Raw genomic sequence first — 18,389 nt, forward strand, 5'->3', positions numbered from 1 at the left:
CCGGCTTGCTAAGGCACTTCAGCTCCTTTTTGTGCAGAACGCTTCCATGGCGCCTCAGGCCCAACCCGCCACTTCCTCCGTGGCCGCCCTCTATAAAGACCACGCGGGATGGCTGGCCAACTGGCTGCACCGCCAGTTGGGCAATGGCGCGGACGCCGATGATCTCAGCCATGATGTCTTCACCCGCCTGCTGGCGCGTCCGCGGCCGGTGCCCACCGATCAGCCGCGCGCCTACCTGAGCAGCATCGCCCGCGGCCTGGTCATCGATCATTGGCGGCGGCGCGAGTTGCATCGTGCGTGGATCGACACCCTGGCTCACGCGCCCACGGACCATGAGCCCTCCGCGGAAACGCATGCGCTGATGTTCGAAACCCTGGTTCTCATCGACCGCGCGCTCGACGGCCTGAAAGCTCCCGTACGCGCAGCCTTTGTCCTCGTACAGCTCGAGGGGCTGACTTGCGCCCAGGCCGCGCAAGAACTGGACTTGTCTCTGGCCACGATCGAGCGCCACGTCGCGCGCGCTCTGCGGCACTGCTACAGCACCTGGTTCTCGGCATGAGCGTGGCCCGGCCTGCCCTGCCCGAGGCGGTGATCGATGCAGCGATTCATTGGGCCGTCAAAATCCGCTGCAATCCGCCCACGCCCGCCACCCAGGCCGCCTTCGACGCCTGGATGGCGCGCGATGCCACGCATCCGCTGGCCTGGGCGCGGGTGCAATCCATGGTCAGTGCGATGGCGGGCGTGCGCTCGCCGCTGGCGGTGGATACGCTGCGCAACGCCCAGGAGCAACGCGCCGCCCAGGGTCTTAAGCGACGCGCAGCGCTGCGCAAGATGGCGACTTTGGGCATCCTGGCGCCGGCGACTTTCTGGCTCGGGCGGCAATACGCCCCCTGGCAACGCCTGCAGGCCGATTACAGCACCCGCACAGGCCAGCGGCAGCACTTGCGCCTGCCCGATGGCACCCAGGTGGATCTGAATTCCGATACCGCCATCGCCTTCCAGCAATTGCCTGAGCGACGCCTGGTCACGCTGCTGCGCGGCGAGATCTACGTTCAGACCGGCAAAGATCCGGCGCTGACGCGCGAGCGGCCTTTCTTTGTTGCCACGCCGCAAGGCATGCTCGAAGCGCTGGGCACCCGCTTCACCGTCCGGCTCGAGGACGACACCTGTCGCCTGGCGGTGATGGAGGGGGCCGTACGCCTGTCGCCCGTCCAGGGCGCCGCCCTGGTGCTGCAGTCCGGGCAAAGCGGCTGGCTCTCGCGCAGCGCCAGCGGGCGCTCGGCGCCGGCGGCCATGGACGCCAAAGCCTGGACCGACGGTGTCATCAGCGGCCGCGACATGCGCTTGGACGACGTGCTGGCCGAAATCGCCCGCTACCGCCACGGCCGTATCGTCTGCGACCCGGACATCGCAGCGCGCCCGATATCCGGCACGCTTCAGGTCGAGGACACGGACGCGCTGCTGCGCTTCCTGGCGCGCACGCATGCCTTGAAGCTGACGTATTTCACGCCGCTATGGGTGCACGTCGCAGCCGCCGACGAACCGCCGCCGGGCGCATCCTGACTGTTACACATTCGTTGAGCGAAAACTGAGGGGTTTTCGATTCTGTTTCGGTCTAGGGGAATACGACTCACCCATCCCCCTTCGAATCATGATGCGATTTTTCTCCGGTGCCTTCTCCCGTCCGTGTCCCGGCCGCCTGCCACGACTGACCCTGGCTGTGAGCCTGGCGCTTGGCGCCACGGCGACGCTGCCCTCTCAAGCGCTGGCGCAGGCCGCCAGCGCCACGCGAGCGGGCTATGTCATCCCGCCCGGACCGTTGGCGCGCGCCCTCGATACCTACGCGCGGCTCGAGCACATCACCATCACCTATGACGCCACCCTGATCGGATCGCTGCAATCGCCCGGTCTAAAGGGCCGCCCTGCGGTGGCCGAAGGCCTGAACCAACTGCTCGCCGGCACGGGCCTGGCCGCCATCGCGCAGCCCGACGGCGGCTATACCTTGAAATCGGCGCCGGCCGGCACGGTGGCCGAACTGCCGGTGGTCAGTGTGACGGCTGGCGCTGCCAGCGGCGAGGTGACACCCTATGCGGGCGGCCAGGTGAATACGAGCGCAGCGCTCGGGCTGCTGGGCGGCACCACCATCATGAACGCGCCCTTCAATGTGACCAGCTTCTCCAGCCAGCTGATCGCCGACCAGCAGGCGCGTACCGTCGGAGCCGTCGTCGAAAACGACCCCTCGGTCCGGCTGGTGAGCCCGCCCGGGAGCATGTACCAGGACTTCACGATCCGTGGGTTCTACCAGGATGCCATTTCCGTCAATGGGCTATATGGGCTGTCGTTCGGCGACGCCATTCCGGCCGAGATCGCCGACCGCATCGAAGTCATCAAAGGCCCCACGGCACTGATCGGCGGCATGCCGCCCAGCGGTGCGGTCGGCGGGTTGATCAACGTCCAGACCAAACGCGCGGGCGACCAGCCCCTGAACCGCGTGACGCTGGACTACACCTCGGACGGACAGGTCGGCACGCAGGTCGATCTCAGCCGCCGCTTCGGCGACCAGAACGAATTCGGCATCCGCTTTAACGGCGTGTACCGCGATGGCGATACTTCGCTGGACCACAACGCCAGCCGGTTGGCCTTGGGCGCCCTCGGCCTGGACTACCGCGGTTCGCGTCTGCGCGCCTCGCTCGATGTCGTGTCGCAGCGTAGCGCCATCGACGGCTTCCCGCGTTACGTCGGGTTCTCCGGCACCGGCGAAGTGCCCGCCGCCCCCCGGGCGGAGGTCAACCCTTTCGCCGGTTCGCGCTATGACGTCAACACCACGACCGTCATGGGCCGCGCCGAGTATGACCTGAACGACAACTGGATGGCCTATCTGGCGGGCGGCAAAGGCCGCAACCGCTCGACCTTCCTGGGCATCAACGCCATCGGTAAGGTCAACGACGCGGGCAACTTTACCGCCGCCGTGGGCAATGGCCGCTACTCCAAGGACGGCGAGGTCGGCCAGGCCGGTCTGCGCGGGAAATTCCTGACAGGCCCGGTCTCGCACCAGATTTCTTTCGCGGTCGATCAAGTGCGCACCAAGGGGGGGTCGAACTACGTCAACGGCCCATCGGTGACGTCGAACATCTACGACCCTGTCTCCGTGAACATCGTCGACAACATCCCGAGCGATGCCTATACGATCTCGCGCACCACGCTGCAGGGTCTGTCCTTGGCGGATACGCTGGGCTTCCTGGATGATCGCGTCCTGCTGACCGTGGGCGGGCGCAAGCAATGGATCAAAACCGAGAGTTTCAACAAAGCCGGCGACCGCACCGCCAAGTATGACGACGACGCGCTCACGCCCATGCTGGGCATTCTGGTCAAGCCATGGAGCAACGTCTCGCTGTATGCCAACTACATCGAGGGCCTGACGGCCGGCTCGACCGTGACCGACACGCTATCGAGCAGTTACGGCCAGACGTTTGCGCCCTACAAGAGCAAGCAATATGAAACCGGCGTCAAATGGGACATGGGCAGCTTCACCAACACCCTGAGCCTGTTCCAGATCGAAAAACCCAGTCTCATCAAGAACCCGACGACCACGGCCTACAGCGCAGACGGCAAACAACGTAATCGCGGCGTGGAGTGGAATGGCTTCGGCGCGATCACCGACGGCGTGCGCCTGCTGGCCGGCGCCTCCTACACCCGCGCCGTCGTGGTGCGCAGCGCAGGAGATGTCTATAACGGCAAGCAGGCCTTCGGGGTTCCCAAGTGGCTGGCCAATGTCGGCGTCGAATGGGATCTGCCCTGGATTGCGGGCGCCTCGCTCAACGCGCGGGCGATCTATACCGGCGGCCTCGCCATCGATTCGGCCAACACCCAGACCATCCCGAGCTGGATCCGCTACGACGCCGGCGCGCGCTACGCCACCAACATCTCCGGCAAACCGGTGACTTTCCGGCTCAATGTGCAGAACCTGTTCAACCACGGATACTGGATCGGACAGACCTATCTCGGCGGCTACGTCATCAAGGGTGCGCCACGCAGCGTCATGCTTTCCGCGTCGATCGACTTTTGAGTGTGCGCCCCTGCGGTCCGAACACCGAGGCCGCAGCGCGCGGAATAAAAACGGCGGGGGAGATTCGCCCTTCCCTGCCGCTCAAGACAGGCACTCGGCAAAGGCCGACGACAGCAAGCATTGCGTTTGGCCAGCATCGTCCGGGGCCCTGAACATGGCCGCGGCCGGTGTCTCAGCGGCGAGCGCAAACGCACAAGCGCCCCGCACGCTGGCGCACTCGCCAGGCCACGGGGGGCTTGATTTTCTGCCCGGCCGGGTCGCACCCTCAGGGCCGGCCCGGACCGGTCATGCTATCGATTGACCAGCTTTTTGGGCAACGTCAGCGTCAACGCTGCGCCGACCAGGGCGATGGTGGCGATGAAAATCACGCCATTGTCGGTGCTGCCGGTCACATCCTTGACCACACCCACCACGTAAGGGCTCACAAAGCCGCCCAACCCGCCGAAGCAATTGATCATGGCCACGCCAGCGGCCATCCCCACGCCGGACAAAAACAGCCCCGGGATGGTAAAGAGCATCGAGGTCGTGCTGTAAGCGCCCACGGCGGCGATGGTCAGCGACAGCAGCGCCATGCCCATCGAGTCATGGAAGACGACGCTGCCTATCAGGCCGATGCACACGCAGCTGAAGGGACCGACCAGGTGCCAGCGGCGCTCGCGCATACGGTCGGAACTGCGGCCAATCAGGTACATGACGATGAAGGCCGCGGTAAACGGCACGGCGGTGTACAAGCCGACGTGCATCACGTCACCGACGTTGAGCTGTTGGACCAGCGTCGGCAGCCAGAAAGACACGCCGTAAGAGCAGATCGCCGAGCAGAAGCAGATCATGGTCATCTTCCACACGCGGCGGTCTTTGAGCGTAGCGGCCAGCGAACCGGTGGACTTGTCGTGCTGCGTGAGGGCTTTTTCGGCCTGGAGCTCATCCTGCACCAGCTTGCGCTCCGCGTCCGACAGCCAGCCCGCCTTGGCCGGATTGTCTGCCAGGAACTTCAGGCACAGCAACCCCAGGATGAGCGAGGGCACGGCCTCGATGAGGAACATCCATTGCCAGCCGGACAGGGCGTGCGCGCCATGGCCGAACTCGATGATGGCCCCGGACAGCGGCGCGCCGATCATGCCCGACAACGGCACGGCACCCACGAAAAGCGCCACCATCTTCGCGCGCTTGTTGGCCGGAAACCAATAGGTCAGATAGAGAATGACGCCAGGGTAAAAGCCGGCTTCGGCCGCACCCAGCAGAAAGCGCAGCACATAGAACTGCGTGGGCGTTTCCACGAAGGCAAACGCCGCCGAGATAAAGCCCCACAGGATCATGATGCGCGAGATGGTTTTTTTGGCGCCGATGCGCATCATCAGGAGATTGCTCGGCACCTCGAAAATCAGATAGCCGATGAAGAACAGCCCGGCGCCCAGCCCGTAGATGGCATCGCTGAACCCCAGCTCATTGAGCATATGGAGCTTGGCAAAGCCGATATTGATGCGGTCAAGATAGGCCGCCACATAGCACAGCATCAGAAACGGCATGATGTGCAACGCGATCTTGCGATAGACGGCGTGGCGGTCGAGAGGGTTGTCCGCCGGTGTGGGCGGGTTCAGAATTGCTTGCACGGTTTTCCCCTTGCTATGTCAGGCGTGAAGTCCGCCTGGTCTCATGGTTTGATCTGGAAGATGGCTTCGACTTCCACCGCCATCCCGGAAGGCAGCGAAGACGCGCCGGTGGCGATGCGGGCATGCCGGCCGCGCTCGCCCAATAAGGCGGCCAGCAGTTCCGACGCGGCATCCAACACTTTCGAATGCGCCTCGAAATCCTCGGCGCAATTCACCACGCCAGCCAGCCGCACGGCCGCTTGCACCCGGCTCAGATCGTCGCCGCAGGCCTGCGCCAGATGGGCCAGCACGTTCAGCGCACACAGCTCGGCAGCCTCGCGTCCGGCTTCGATGCTGAGGTCGCGCCCGACGCGGCCGGAGAACTTCAGCTCCCCGTCCAGGCGAGGCGCCTGCCCGGCGACGAACAGCAACTCGCCCGCCTGCACGGCCGGCACGTAACTGCCGCGCGGCGGATTGACGGCCGGCAGCGTTTTGCCCAGCTCGGCCAGGCGCCCGGAGATCGTCGTCTGGCTCATTTCAACTGCCTCCAGTCGCCGCGCTGCCCTTGCCAGTTGATCGAGTGGCCGAGCGCGCGCATCACGCTGCCGCGCAAGGCGCGCACCATTCCGGCGTACTCCTGCATCGCAATGCCGTCATGCGCGGGTTCCGGTGCCATGAACATACCGTCCACGCCGCCGCTGGCCACGCACAGCTCGGTGCTGCGGGTTTCCAGCTCCGGCTCGTGAAACACCACCGGGTTTTCCAGCAAGGCAGACAAGGCGGCCACCACACCGGTCGCGCCAAAATTGGAGACATTCGACACGACCAGCCAGTCGGCAGCCGTCACGGCGGCGACGCCACCGCGGCCTGGCGTGCCCGTATCGGCGGCCTTGGGCGAGAAGCGCGGCAGATCTTCAGCGATCACGCCCATGCCGAGCTCATTGCCGCCATCGCCGATGCCAATAAAGGGAATGCCGGCGGCCTTCACCTGGTCGAACAGATAGTCCAGATTGGCCACGAGGCCGTCGAGCGGACGCCCGCCCAGGCCGTGATACAGCCCCTTGGCGTTGCGGCCCGGACGTTCGATGGCGATGGCCGCGCAGGGCCGGGTCACGGCGATCAGCGCGTCGCAGATGGCATGAGCGCCCCTGTCATCCTTGGGAACGGTCTTGATGTAGACCGGGCGCAGAAAATCAAAAGGCTTGATCACGCCATCGGCGGGAAACGGCATGGGTGCCAACCCGGCGCCCCGGCAGGTGGCAACCATCATGTCTTCCCAGTCTTCGTCGATGACGATGACGGTCTCACGCCGCAGCCCCAGGAAGAACGCACGCGCCATCAACGCCGCGCCGATGGGCCCGTCGGTTTCGGGCGCGCCGCCGCCTTCGGGAAAGCCGGTCGCAATCAGAATCGGGCCGGTGCTGTCCTGCGCGGCCTTGGCCAGCCTTTCGGCCGCGCCCATGCAGGCGTAGCCCGGCTGGCGGGACTGCAAGGCCGCATACAGGTTGCCGATCAGGCCTACGCCGGTGTAGTCGATGCGCATGAAGTCATCGATGGTTCGGGCCACGCGGTGGTAGGTATTGGAATCAGAATTCAGCATGATGGGTTCAAACGTTGAGCGCTTCGATGAATACGGAGGTGTCTACATTGCCGCCGCTGAGCACGATGGCGACTGTCTTGCCCGCAATGTCGAGCTTGCCGGCCAACAGGGCCGCCAGCGGCACGGCGCCGCCCGGTTCGACCACCAGACGCAGATGCTGGTAGGCGGCCTTCATGGCGCGCCGCACATCGTCGTCGGTCACCACCAGGCTGCCCGAGAGATAGTGCAGATTGATCGGGAAGGTGAGCTTGCCGGGCTTGACCACCTGCAAGGCGTCGCAAATGGACACGGCGCCGGGTGCGTTGCTCTCGGGCTGCCCCGAAGCCAGCGAACGGGCCAACTCATCGAACCCGGCCGGCTCGCCGGCATAGACTGCGGTGTCGGCGGACAAGGCCTTGACCGCGGTCGCCACGCCGGCGACCAGACCGCCGCCGCTGGAAGCGGCGATCACCGCGTCCAGCTTGGCGCCCAGCGCCTGGGCTTGTTCGACGATCTCGAGCCCGACCGTGCCCTGGCCCGCCATGATGTCCGGATCATCGTAGGGCGGCACGATCACAGCGCCGGTGCGGCCGGCGATTTCCGCGCCGATGGCTTCGCGGTCGTCTTTCTGGCGGTCATACAGAACCACGGTCGCGCCATTGGCGCGCGAGCCGTCGATCTTGGCCTTGGGGGCATCCGAGGGCATGATGATGGACGCGGGAATGCCCAGTTTGCGCGCCACGGCAGACGTGGCCAGAGCATGGTTGCCCGAGGAGAACGCCACCACACCGGCTTGCCGCTGCGCTGCGCTGAGCTGCAGCAAACGATTGACTGCGCCGCGAAACTTGAAAGCGCCGGCGTTCTGCAACGATTCGGCCTTGACCAGCACCCGCGCGCCCAGCAACGCATTAAGCGTGGCGCTTTCGAGAAGCGGGGTGCGGACGATGTGCGAACGGATGCGTTCGTAGGCTTGCTGCACGTCGCTGAACGACACTGCAAAGGCGGCTTGAGAAGAGGGAGTAGGCAAGACGGCTCCTGACTGAATGCGAGATTGCGCTGGCATTACAGCGGAGCCCTTCTATAACAACAAATCCTGATTTTTGATCGAGAACAATAAGATTATCTTATCGATACCGGGTTCTCCTGGGAGAGCCAGATGGACGCGCTGGCGCGAAGCCTCTGGCAATCAGGGAAAGCACTAGGCCGCTATTTTGCGGCGCGCCGGCGCCGGCGATGTCCGGCGGTGGACGCTTTGGCGATCTCGCAAGCCAGCGCCGCCAGCGCGGCCTTGGTGGGTTCATCGCTGCCCCGCGCATAGGCCACCGCAAAGGTCAGGTCGCGCAGTTCCAGCTGCGTGTTGCGCACCTTCAAGCGCCCTTGCTCGACCTCTTTCAGGACGGCCAGGCGCGGCACCACGCAGACCCCGTAGCCGTCTTCGGCCATGCGCACGATGGTCGACAGCGACCAGTTGGTGAAAATACGCGGCGCTCCATGCTCAGGCGTGGTGAGTTCCTGGCGCAGAAAAGTATAGGGATAGGTGCGGCGCGGAAAAGTGATCAGCGGATGCGCCGCGATATCGCTGTTGGACAGCGGCTCCTTGCCAAGCTTCATGCCAGGCGCCGACAGAAAATTCAACTCATAGCTGCACAAGGTCGTTTCGACCAGATCGTCGTCCTGGCTTGGCCCCAGCATGAAAGCCATGTCGAGCTCTCCGCTTTTGAGCTCCTCACGCAAGGTGGGGGTGATGTCCACCACGAAATCGATGGTCACGCTGGGATAACGCCTGCGGCATTGCTCGAGAAACTCCACCAGCCAGGTGTGCACGATGGTTTCCGCCACGCCCAGGCGGATGACCCCGCTGATCGCCTGCTCTTCAGCCACCTTCTGCATCATCTCGGCGTGCAGGGCCATGAAGCGTTCGGCATAGTCATAGAGCACGCGGCCCTTGGCCGTGAGCTTGATCGAGCGCGAGCTGCGATCCAATACCTTGATGCCCAGCTGAGACTCGAGCGTCGCGACGCGTTGCGACACGGCCGGCTGGGTCGTGTGCAACTTGGCGGCGGCCTTGTTGAAACTATTGAGCGTGACGACCCAATAAAACACTTCCAGACTTTTGAAGCTCATGTCGTCATCTTGCCGGGGAGGCATCGGGATGATCCGGCCCGAAGAAACCGGAATTGGCCCGCCCTACACGATTCGAACGTGTGACCGCTCGCTTAGAAGGCGAGTGCTCTATCCAACTGAGCTAAGGGCGGCGCGGGCCGGATTGTAACCTGTTGCGGCCAGGCTGCGGCGCCCGCCCGCCAGCCCGATGTCTGCCGTGCCGCGCATTGCCTCGGCTCGCTTTACAAGCGGTTGCGCTTGGCGTGCGGGCCAGGCTGAACATTCACTAGGACAAAATGCTAAATTGCCCCGTCCTTATCATCCTGTTAATACCATGTCCTATGTGACTGCCTCGGGCGCCACGCGCGCTCTCGGGCTGGCCGTTCTGTTGGCCGCCTCCCTGCCCGCTACGGCCGGCGTCACCTACCGGCTCGACCGCCCGTCCGCGGCGCCCGGCGAAACCGTGCGCATAGAAGCCGTCTATTTCAATGATGGCAACACCCGGGCCCAATGGCAGCCGCCCGCCCGCCTGGTGCTGCAATGGCGCAATCCGCAGGGCCAGGTCGTGCGCACCTTCGCCCGCCTGGAAGGCAACCCCTCGGCGCTGAGTGTGCCGGTCAATAATTTCGCGCGCCTGGCCTGGGCGGCGGTCGTGCCCGTTTCGGCCCATGGCCTGCAAGCCATCAGCATCGAAGGCGAGCCGGCCCTGATGGCGCTGGACGCCACGGGCCGCGAAAGCGGCACCCTGGTGAGCCAGGCGGCCAATGTGCCGGTCACCGACGCCCATAGCGGCCAGGCCGTTCCGGACGCCGTCGTCGTGGCCGCGGGCGCCTCGCCCGAAGCCGGTCCGGCGCCCGAAACCGTGGCCCGCGAACAAGCCACGACGCAGAACTCCGGCTTTGACAGCTTCCGCAGCGCGCTGTCGGCTTACGAGCCCATGTACTTCGACATCGGTTGGCGCGGCCGCACCACGGCGCGATTCCAGCTCAGCGCCAAGTACCGGCTCTTCAGCCCCGCCGATGGACGCGATGCGCGCTGGTTCGAGAATTTCTATCTGGGCTACACCCAGACCTCGTTGTGGGATCTGCAAGGCGATTCGATGCCCTTCATCGATACCACCTTCAATCCCAGCGTGTTCTGGAAGAACGATCGCCTCTGGTCTTCCGCCAATGCGAAATGGCGCACGGGCGTCAACACCGGCGTGGAACACCGCTCCAACGGCAAAGATGGCGACGATTCGCGCTCGGTCAACGACGCTTATGTGGAGCCGGCGCTCTACTACCGCTTTGACGGCGGCAGCACGCTGTCGTTCGCGCCGCGCGTGCGCGCCTACTTCGGCGTCGCCAGCGAAAACAGCGACTACTCGGCCTATGCCGGACACGTGGATTGGAAACTGCGCTGGCAACAGGACGGTGGTGCGGTCGTGTCGGCCATGTACCGCCAGGGCGATAACCAGCGCCGCACCACCCAGTTGGATTTCAGCTGGCCGCTCAAGCGCACCTTCCTCGACATGAACGGGTATCTGCATCTGCAGTACTTCAATGGTTACGGCGAGACCTTGCTGGGCTATAACCAACGCAACGAATCGCAGTTCCGCATCGGGCTGTCTCTCGTTCCGTAAGATCCGTCCCCCAAGGACAGATCTTGTCACGCCGCAGGCGTCCCGGGACGTGTAGCATGTGGAGCTGCCCGACGTCCCGGAGAACGCCATGCACCGCCGTCTGCTCCTCAGCCTGGCCCTGAGCCTTTACGTCTTGGGCTGCCAGGCCCAATCCGCCGAACCCGCCCCGGCCAGCCCGCCTCAGGCGGTCAGCCTGCTAGAGGGCAAACTGAAGTTCGACCTGCCCGACGGCTTCGACGCCAGCGCATTGCCTGCGGGCAGCGCCGAAGACGGCACGGCCGGCGCGAGCGGCCAACTCTTTGTCAACAACGCGGCGCGGCAGGTCGTGGTGGTCAGCGAAGCGCCGACCCCGGGCGGGGTCGCGGCCGATGACGACGACAAAGTCTTTCTCAATGGCGCGGCGCAAGGTTTTGTCAGCCAGCAAAAACAGGCCTCGGCGGACTATCAACCCATCGACGAAGACACCTTGCACACCGGCGCGCTGGGCCTGCGGCGCATCAACGCCAAAGGCAGTTTCGCCGGTACCCCCACGCTGAACACCAGCCTGTTGGCCGGCTCCGGCTCCCGGCTGGTGGTGGTCCAGATCGTGTCACGCGAAGATGACCCGCAAGGCCACGCCCATCTTGTGCAGCGCGTGCTCGATTCCATGCCGGCCCGGGTTGCGGCGCTGGCGCCGCGCTGAACCTGCGCGCGCCGTCCAGACAAAAAAGCGCCCTGGAGGGCAAGCCTCCAGGGCCAACTCGAGGTTCCTATTGCGAATTGTCGCGACTGGTTCGGGGAAGCCGCGACAAACCCATGGTAGACAGGAGTGCCGGCCCCGGTCTTGATAAAGGTCAAACCGGGCCGACAGGCGGGCGGACAGCTAGCGCGGCTTGGGCCCTTGCAACTGGCGCGCCATGTCCAGATGATGTTGCAGCACCGGCAGCGCCCGCGCCAGAAAGGCCTTGACGTCCTCGTCCTTGCCTTGCGCTTCGGTCTGCTGAAAGAGCTTGATCGCATCCTCATGCGCGGCGACCGCCACCTGATCGACATAGGCTTTGTCGAAATCCGGACCGCTTTCGGCGCCGATCACGGCCAGCTTGCCCTTCTGGGCAAACGACAGATCTTCCGGCGGCTGCACACCCTTTTTCCGCGCCAGCGCAATCAGTTCGTCGGTCAGGCGCGCATGGTCGGCGATCATGAGTTCGCCAAATTGCTTGACGCCGGCAGTACTCGAGTGGGAGGCCGCCAGTTTTCCGCCCGCGATCTCGGCATAGCCGCCCTGTATGGCGCGCTCCAGAAACTGCTTGTCGGCCTCGCCGAGAGCGCCTTGCGCGAACACGGTGCCGGACAGCGCAAGAACCGCCAACACCAGCCCGTTGCGGGCCAAGGACTTCATGTTCATCGTGACTCCCTGAGCAGGGGCGCCTGGACCGGCGCCAGTGGGTAAGCATAACCGCGTATGCGCTGCTCTTCTTATACCCCGCCCGCGGACTGGCTGTCGCTCACGGCGGACCGCTTCAGAACAGCACATGAAAGACGAGGTCGAACAAGGGATAGCCCAGGACTTCAAGACGAACCAGGGCATCGAGCCAGCCAATATCGATCCCTCCTGAGGCAGCCCAAGCCGCATAAGCTGGGTCAGCGACCAACCCGGCGGGCCAATTGCGCGCCGCCAGGCTCAGCGCCCAGACACCGGCGACGAGCGCGACCAGTTCCACACCCGCGCGGCGCAAGCGCCAGCCGCTGACGTAATGAATGGTCAACAGCCCTGCGCGGCACAAATGGGTGAGCATGCCCAGCAGCGACAGCGCCAAGCCCAGCATGGGCGCGACCATCAGCTCATAGGCGCGCCGGCCATAGGCCTCCCGCTCGGCGCCATTGGCGTAGCGCTGCGGCGCGGCCAGAACCGCCGATGCCGGCTGCGCGCGGGCATCGCGTAGCGGGCGGTAGTAGTACAGGGCGAAGGTCTCGCGCCCTATCGGCGTGAGCGACAAGGGCGGGCTGGTTTGCGGATAGGCCAGCAAGGTCCGCCAGCTCGCCTGCGTCAGCGGATGCGCCGCGAACTCGCCCAGGCTCAGGCCTGGCGGCAGGCTATCCACGCCGGCTTGCTGCCGCAAGCTGGCCTCGGTCTGCGCGACGAAGGCTGCGTGCTGCGCATCCTTTGAGGCGCCGGCGCGATGCCGCGGCTCGCTCCACGCGGCCATGGCCTCGTGCCTGAACACCGCCGCATCGCGGTAAGCCTGAAAGCGACTGCGCACGGTGAACTGGCTGCTCACGAAACGCTGATACGCCTGCTCCAGATCCGCGTCCGCCGGCACCGGTTCCGGCTCCGGCGCCATCAAAAAGCCCACCATGGCCGCCACCGCCTGGCCCGACACCGACACCGGCATACCGGCCGGCCACAGGGCGGCAAAGGGCGCGGCCTCGGGTGCGGCTGCGGCCGCGTCCCGGCGCCACTGCAGGGTGGCTACCGCCGTGGCGCGCGCCTGCACACTCGACGCATCGATCAAGCGATCCAGGACGACGCGTTCCAGGCTCCCTGCGGCCCAGGACAACGCCGCCACCAGCAGGCCGCCATACAGCAGAGCCCGGCCGCGGCTCGTGCTGCTGCGCAGCATGGGCCATACCAGCAACACGATCGCGCATGCGCTCAGAACCCGCCCGCAGGCGCGCGCGCCCGCCAGGGCGTGGCCGTGGACATCGACGGCGCAAATTTCGATGAGCCTGGCGCTGAGCGCGCATTCGGCCAGCAGATAAATCAAGCAGAAAACCAAGGGCAGCGCCGCGCGATGAGCAGCCGAATCCTGGAGGAAAAGGCTGTCGCGCCAGAGTCGGAGCCAGCGGGCTTTTTTGCGTTGTTCATAGCGGCGCTGCAGCATCGCGCCCGACAGTCTGTTCATCTGACTTTGGTCCAACCCCTATCGCCGCAGGAGCTTACTTTAGCTTGGACGCACCGCCAAGCTGCTTGCCCTTGCACGCCAAAATCGAATGCCAGAACGACGAGGCATTGCACTGAAAAGAATTAGTTTGAAATTCCCTCAATAACGTCTAAAGTCAAACAAGGCAGCGCTGTCGGCCATTCCAAAAAGCAAACAAGCTTGGCCATGACAGCGCCGGCGTCCGGGCTCTCCCGGGCGCGCGCCCTGAAACTCCCGCAGCAACTGTTCGGGCCCGAGCCCCTGACCAGCGGCGTGCTTTACGCCGCAAGCCATTGCGAGAAGGTGGGCATGTTCAAGCAAAGCGAGCCTGTCGATCGGCCGATGGCGCAACTGGAGGCGCTCAACCGACTGATGGCTTTGGCCGAGTACAGTCCCGACGGACGGCTGCGGCGCGCCAACGACCTGTACCTGTCCATCCTGGGCCTGCAACGTCAGGAGGTGCTCGGCCGCCAGCGGCGCAGCTTCTGCCCAGGCATTACCGAAGATGCGGATTTCTGGCCCAGGCTGCTCGCCGGCGAAGCATGTTCGATCAAAGAAGAACAGATCGGGCGCGACGGCAAAAGCTGCTGGCTGCAAGCCAGCTATACGCCGGTCTTCAGCCCTGAAGGCAACATCCAGCACATTCTGAAGGCCGCCACCGACATCACCGAGCAGGTCAGGCAGGAACAACTGCAGCTCGACAATGTGCAACGCCTCACCCTGGCTGCGGACGCCACCGATACGGCCGTCATCATGGCCGACGACGAGGCGCGCTTCATCTACGCTAACGCCGGCTTCACCCGCATGTTCGGGTGGAATGCCGAAGAGGTCATGGGGCAACACACGGTCGAACTGCTCACGCCCCACCTGGGCCGTGCCTACGCTCAGGCACGGCACAAGCAACTGCTCAAAGGCGTCTCCTCCCAACTTGAAGAGATCGTGGTCGGCAAACAGGGCCAACGCTATTGGGCCAAGATCATCACCAACCCGATCTTCGGCAGCCAGGGCAGGATCACCCATATCGTGACGATGTTCACGGACATCACCCACGCCAAACTGCATGAGGCCCTGCAGCAGCAAGTGCTGGAAGCCATGGTGCGCGAACAGGCGCTCACCGACGTACTCGAACTCGTCTGCAAGGAAGTCGAGCGCATCGCGCCCGAGATCGCCACCATCATCCTCGAAGTGGATCATGACGCGGGCCTGCGCACCCTGGCCGCGCCCAGTCTTCCCCCCCATTTCTGCCAGGAGCTGCAAAGCGCGTCCATCGGGGCTGGCTGCGCCGCGCGTCCGGATCCGGACATGCATCAGGACGGCGGCCGCGTGGAGGACCACGCCATCGAGTTGCTGTGCTCCAATTGCCTGGACATGGTGCTGCCGCAGGGCTTCACCGGCTGCTGCGCCACCCCCATTCGCAGCAGCCAGAATACGGTGGTGGGTTACTTCGCGTTTTACTACCGGCAACCGCGCAATGCGGCGGCGCAGGCCTTCCACCAGAGCCTAGTCGATGCCTGCACGCACTTGTGCGCCCTGGCGCTGGAGCGCGAACACGCCCGCCAGCGCATCCGTCAATTGGCCTTCTACGATGATCTGACGGGCATCCCCAACCGCAATCTCTTGCTGGCCAAGGCGGCCCAGGCAATTACCGCGGCCGTGCGCAACAAGACGCCGCTGGCCGTGCTGTTCATTGATCTGGATCGCTTTAAACAGGTCAACGACACGCTGGGCCACATCGCCGGCGACGAGTTGTTGCGGACCGCCGCCGACCGCATGCGCGCCAGACTACGCCCCAACGATCTGATGGGACGGCTGTCCGGCGACGATTTCGTGGTCGTGCTGCCGAACACGGATGCCGACCGCGCGGCCGACGTCGTCGAGCACCTACAAAACGAGTTGGCCCAGCCGCTGCGGCTGGCCAACACCGATCTGTCGGTTTCGGCCTGCGTGGGCGTGGCGCTGTTTCCCACGGATGGCAAGGATATGGATACGCTGCTGCAGCGCGCCGACCTAGCCATGCACGAAGCCAAGGCCGCCGGGCGCGGCGGCTTCAGCTTTTTCAGTGCGGACATGAACCGTCTGGCGCAGGAGCGCCTGGCGCTGGAAAACGATTTGCGCCTGGCCCTGAAGAAAGGCTTGTTGCGGCTGGACTATCAACCCCAGATCGCGCTGGCGTCCGGCCGCCTCTATGGCGTGGAGGCCCTGGCCCGCTGGACCCATCCTACCCTGGGCGAAATCCCGCCCTCGCGCTTCATTCCACTGGCCGAGGAATGCGGGCTGATCGCCGATCTGGGCCGTTGGGCCGTCCGTACGGCCTGCCGCCAATTGGCGGAATGGCGCGCCAGCGGCATGACCGTGCCCGCCGTGTCGGTGAATCTGTCGCCCACCAGCTTCCATAACCCCGACCTGCCGCGCATGATCTCCGAGACCTTGCGCAGACATGGCCTCGCGCCGGATGACCTCACGCTGGAGCTGACCGAGAGCATCCTGCTCGATACCCACCCCAGCACCATGCGCACCATTGCCCAAGTCCATGCGCTGGGCGTGCGCCTGTCCATGGACGACTTCGGCACGGGCTACTCCAGCCTCAGTTATTTGCGCCGCCTGCCCGTCTCGGAACTCAAACTGGACCGCAGCTTCGTGGCGGATCTGGATCACGATGCGGCGGCCAGCGCACTCAGCGCGGCGATTCTCGGTATTGGCGAGAGCCTGCAATTGACCGTCGTGGCCGAAGGGGTCGAAACCGCCACGCAGAACCAAATGCTGCGTGACCAAGGCTACCCGGTAGCCCAGGGCCACCTGTTCTCCCGCCCGCTGCCGGCCACCGAACTCGAAAACTGGCTGCGCCGGGAACTGCCGGCCGTGCTGTCGCCCGCGCGCGGCGCTCACTGAAGGCCGCCGGGCCCGCCAGGCAGCGCAGCGTGCTGGTAAACCCCAATACTTTAGAAATCCATTCCGCCTACACTTATTTGTACGAACAAATAATCAATACGTACAAATAAGTGAGGAGGATGTTTCATGCAGTCTGCCATCGAAGTCGGCCCTCAGCGTTTTCGGGCTTCCTACGGCCGTTATCTCGAGGATTTCCAGCCCGGCCACGTGTATGAACATCGTCCGGGCCGCACCATCACGGACAACGACAACATTCAGTTCTCGCTGTTGACCATGAATGCCCACCCCATGCACTGCGACGCCAACTACGCCGCCAAGAGCGAGTTCGGCCGCCTGCTGGTCAACAGCGGCCTGTCGCTGGCGGTGGTGCTGGGCATGACCGTCAATGACGTCAGCGCCAAGGCCGTCGCCAATCTGGGCTGGAAGGAAATCAAGCTGACCGCTCCGGTCTTCGGCGGCGATACGCTGTACGCCGAATCGGAAGTGCTGGAGGTCCGCCCCTCGAAAAGCCGCCCGACCCAGGGCATTGTGACCACCCGCACACGCGCCTTCAATCAGAACGGCGTGATGGTCATGGAGTTTCTGCGTATGTCGCTCGTGCCCAAGCGCGGCCACGCCGTCGACGACCAACTCTAAAAAAAACGTGAGGAGACAAAACAATGAAATTATTCTCAACCCCATGGCGTGTCGCCCTGGCGGTGGTGGCCGCGTGCGCCGCCAGTCTGCCGGCCCACGCCGAGTATCCCGAAAGACCCATCCGTATGATCGTGGGTTTTCCGCCCGGGCAAGCGACGGACATCGTGGCCCGGATCGCCGCCAAGCAAATCCAGGATGCGCTGGGCAAACCTGTCATTGTCGAGAACAAACCCGGAGCGGCGGGCAGCATCGGTTCTGATCTGGTCGCCAAGGCCGACCCGGACGGCTACACCCTGGTGGTGGGCTCCAGCGGCACCATGGCGATCAATCCCAGCCTGTACTCGCATCTGCCCTACCACCCGCTCAAGGACTTCGAGCCCATCTCACTGCTGTCGGTCGTCCCTCTGTTTCTGGCGGTCAATCCCTCCGTCAAGGCCGAGACGGCCGCCGACTTCGTCAAGCTCGCCAAGGCCTCGCCGGGCAAACTCAATTACGGTTCGGGCGGCAGCGGCGTGACCAGTCACCTCACCATGGAGTTGCTCAAGCACGAGCAGGGCATGGACCTGGTACATGTGCCCTATAAAGGCAGCCCCGCAGCGGCCACCGACCTCATCGGCGGCCAGGTCAGCGCCATGATCGACACCGGCGCCGTGCTGCTGCCCTATGCGCGCAACGGCAAATTGCGCGTGTTGGCCGTGGCCAGCGAAAAACGCAATCCCGCCGCGCCCGAGATCCCGACCATGGAAGAAGCGGGCCTGGGCCATTTCGTGGCGCCCGCCTGGGTCGGTCTGGCCGCCCCCAAGGGCACGCCTCAACCCATCATCGACAAGATCTACCAGGCGCTGGCCAAAAACTGGACCACAGCACCGGAAGTCGGGCGCGTGCTCAACGGTCTGGGCGCGGAGGCCGTGGTGATGCCGCCGGCGGAGTTTCGCAGCTATATCCAATCTGAAATCGACAAATGGGCCATCGCGGTGAACCTCGCTGGCGCCAAGGTGGACTGATC

Annotated in this window: 15 protein-coding genes and 1 tRNA gene; 8 read left to right on the plus strand and 8 right to left on the minus strand. The window is 64.7% G+C overall.

All coding sequences use genetic code 11. The features are described 5' to 3' along the window. Nucleotides 1–46: 46 nt before the first annotated feature. The 3 genes from CAL22_RS15875 to CAL22_RS15885 all read left to right on the plus strand — a co-directional run bounded on the left by CAL22_RS15875 (nt 47) and on the right by CAL22_RS15885 (nt 4,066). Nucleotides 47–559 (plus strand): sigma-70 family RNA polymerase sigma factor, encoded by a 513-nt coding sequence (locus CAL22_RS15875; protein ID WP_094814881.1) that lies wholly within the window; start codon nt 47–49, stop codon nt 557–559. Continuing rightward, nucleotides 556–1,563: a FecR domain-containing protein gene (locus CAL22_RS15880; RefSeq protein ID WP_094814883.1), complete on the plus strand. Its 1,008-nt coding sequence runs from the start codon at nt 556–558 to the stop codon at nt 1,561–1,563. The genes CAL22_RS15875 and CAL22_RS15880 overlap by 4 nt, the downstream gene beginning before the upstream one ends. A gap of 157 nt (nt 1,564–1,720) precedes the next feature. Then, on the plus strand, nt 1,721–4,066 hold the full coding sequence (locus tag CAL22_RS15885; protein WP_167383659.1) for a TonB-dependent receptor: 2,346 nt from the start codon (nt 1,721–1,723) through the stop codon (nt 4,064–4,066). 290 nt (nt 4,067–4,356) lie between these two features. On the opposite strand, the gene CAL22_RS15890 is transcribed toward CAL22_RS15885, so the two are convergent. The 6 genes from CAL22_RS15890 to CAL22_RS15915 form a co-directional block, all read right to left on the minus strand. After that, nucleotides 4,357–5,676 (minus strand): MFS transporter, encoded by a 1,320-nt coding sequence (locus tag CAL22_RS15890; RefSeq protein WP_208622018.1) that lies wholly within the window; start codon nt 5,674–5,676, stop codon nt 4,357–4,359. 41 nt (nt 5,677–5,717) lie between these two features. Beyond that, on the minus strand, nt 5,718–6,191 hold the full coding sequence (locus tag CAL22_RS15895; protein ID WP_094814887.1) for a RidA family protein: 474 nt from the start codon (nt 6,189–6,191) through the stop codon (nt 5,718–5,720). Then, complete coding sequence (locus CAL22_RS15900) at nt 6,188–7,255, minus strand: DUF4392 domain-containing protein (RefSeq protein ID WP_244193905.1); 1,068 nt, start codon at nt 7,253–7,255, stop codon at nt 6,188–6,190. Before CAL22_RS15900 ends, CAL22_RS15895 begins: the two co-directional genes overlap by 4 nt. Before the next feature lie 7 nt (nt 7,256–7,262). After that, a complete protein-coding gene (locus tag CAL22_RS15905) occupies nt 7,263–8,261 on the minus strand; it encodes a threonine ammonia-lyase (RefSeq protein WP_244193906.1) in 999 nt (332 codons plus the stop codon). Between the two features lie 179 nt (nt 8,262–8,440). Further along, entirely contained in the window at nt 8,441–9,358 is a 918-nt protein-coding gene (locus CAL22_RS15910; protein WP_094814891.1) for a LysR family transcriptional regulator, read from the minus strand. 54 nt (nt 9,359–9,412) lie between these two features. Further along, nucleotides 9,413–9,489 (minus strand) — tRNA-Arg (locus tag CAL22_RS15915). Nucleotides 9,490–9,671: 182 nt separating this feature from the next. Between CAL22_RS15915 and CAL22_RS15920 the strand changes: the two genes are divergently transcribed. Both CAL22_RS15920 and CAL22_RS15925 read left to right on the plus strand, forming a co-directional pair. Then, entirely contained in the window at nt 9,672–10,958 is a 1,287-nt protein-coding gene (locus tag CAL22_RS15920) for a phospholipase A (protein WP_094814893.1), read from the plus strand. A gap of 88 nt (nt 10,959–11,046) precedes the next feature. Further along, nucleotides 11,047–11,640, plus strand: coding sequence for a hypothetical protein (locus tag CAL22_RS15925; protein WP_094814895.1), 594 nt, complete (start codon nt 11,047–11,049; stop codon nt 11,638–11,640). 180 nt (nt 11,641–11,820) lie between these two features. Here the strand turns inward: CAL22_RS15925 and CAL22_RS15930 are convergent, their stop codons facing one another. Both CAL22_RS15930 and CAL22_RS15935 read right to left on the minus strand, forming a co-directional pair. Then, complete coding sequence (locus CAL22_RS15930; RefSeq protein ID WP_094814897.1) at nt 11,821–12,342, minus strand: DUF4142 domain-containing protein; 522 nt, start codon at nt 12,340–12,342, stop codon at nt 11,821–11,823. Nucleotides 12,343–12,457: 115 nt separating this feature from the next. After that, nucleotides 12,458–13,840, minus strand: coding sequence for a hypothetical protein (locus tag CAL22_RS15935; RefSeq protein WP_244193907.1), 1,383 nt, complete (start codon nt 13,838–13,840; stop codon nt 12,458–12,460). A 327-nt stretch (nt 13,841–14,167) separates the two neighbouring features. Between CAL22_RS15935 and CAL22_RS15940 the strand changes: the two genes are divergently transcribed. From CAL22_RS15940 to CAL22_RS15950, 3 genes are all read left to right on the plus strand, one after another. After that, the gene (locus CAL22_RS15940) at nt 14,168–16,747 is read left to right on the plus strand and encodes a sensor domain-containing protein (protein ID WP_094816698.1); all 2,580 of its coding nucleotides are present in this window, start codon (nt 14,168–14,170) and stop codon (nt 16,745–16,747) included. Between the two features lie 126 nt (nt 16,748–16,873). Beyond that, nucleotides 16,874–17,383 carry a MaoC family dehydratase gene (locus CAL22_RS15945; RefSeq protein WP_094814899.1) on the plus strand — a complete coding sequence of 170 codons (510 nt, stop codon included), beginning with the start codon at nt 16,874–16,876 and terminating at the stop codon, nt 17,381–17,383. Between the two features lie 23 nt (nt 17,384–17,406). Further along, entirely contained in the window at nt 17,407–18,387 is a 981-nt protein-coding gene (locus CAL22_RS15950) for a Bug family tripartite tricarboxylate transporter substrate binding protein (RefSeq protein ID WP_094814901.1), read from the plus strand. The last annotated feature ends 2 nt before the right edge of the window (nt 18,388–18,389 follow it).

It is taken from the genome of Bordetella genomosp. 12 (genome assembly GCF_002261355.1).
GTDB lineage: Bacteria > Pseudomonadota > Gammaproteobacteria > Burkholderiales > Burkholderiaceae_B > Bordetella.

Coding starts and splice junctions, on each gene's coding strand:
- CAL22_RS15875 (WP_094814881.1), top strand. CDS start 47: ATGGCGCCTCAGGCCCAACCCGCCACTTCCTCCGTGGCCGCCCTCTAT.
- CAL22_RS15880 (WP_094814883.1), top strand. CDS start 556: ATGAGCGTGGCCCGGCCTGCCCTGCCCGAGGCGGTGATCGATGCAGCG.
- CAL22_RS15895 (WP_094814887.1), bottom strand. CDS start 6,191: ATGAGCCAGACGACGATCTCCGGGCGCCTGGCCGAGCTGGGCAAAACG.
- CAL22_RS15900 (WP_244193905.1), bottom strand. CDS start 7,255: ATGCTGAATTCTGATTCCAATACCTACCACCGCGTGGCCCGAACCATC.
- CAL22_RS15910 (WP_094814891.1), bottom strand. CDS start 9,358: ATGAGCTTCAAAAGTCTGGAAGTGTTTTATTGGGTCGTCACGCTCAAT.
- CAL22_RS15920 (WP_094814893.1), top strand. CDS start 9,672: ATGTCCTATGTGACTGCCTCGGGCGCCACGCGCGCTCTCGGGCTGGCC.
- CAL22_RS15925 (WP_094814895.1), top strand. CDS start 11,047: ATGCACCGCCGTCTGCTCCTCAGCCTGGCCCTGAGCCTTTACGTCTTG.
- CAL22_RS15930 (WP_094814897.1), bottom strand. CDS start 12,342: ATGAACATGAAGTCCTTGGCCCGCAACGGGCTGGTGTTGGCGGTTCTT.
- CAL22_RS15935 (WP_244193907.1), bottom strand. CDS start 13,840: ATGAACAGACTGTCGGGCGCGATGCTGCAGCGCCGCTATGAACAACGC.
- CAL22_RS15940 (WP_094816698.1), top strand. CDS start 14,168: ATGTTCAAGCAAAGCGAGCCTGTCGATCGGCCGATGGCGCAACTGGAG.
- CAL22_RS15945 (WP_094814899.1), top strand. CDS start 16,874: ATGCAGTCTGCCATCGAAGTCGGCCCTCAGCGTTTTCGGGCTTCCTAC.
- CAL22_RS15950 (WP_094814901.1), top strand. CDS start 17,407: ATGAAATTATTCTCAACCCCATGGCGTGTCGCCCTGGCGGTGGTGGCC.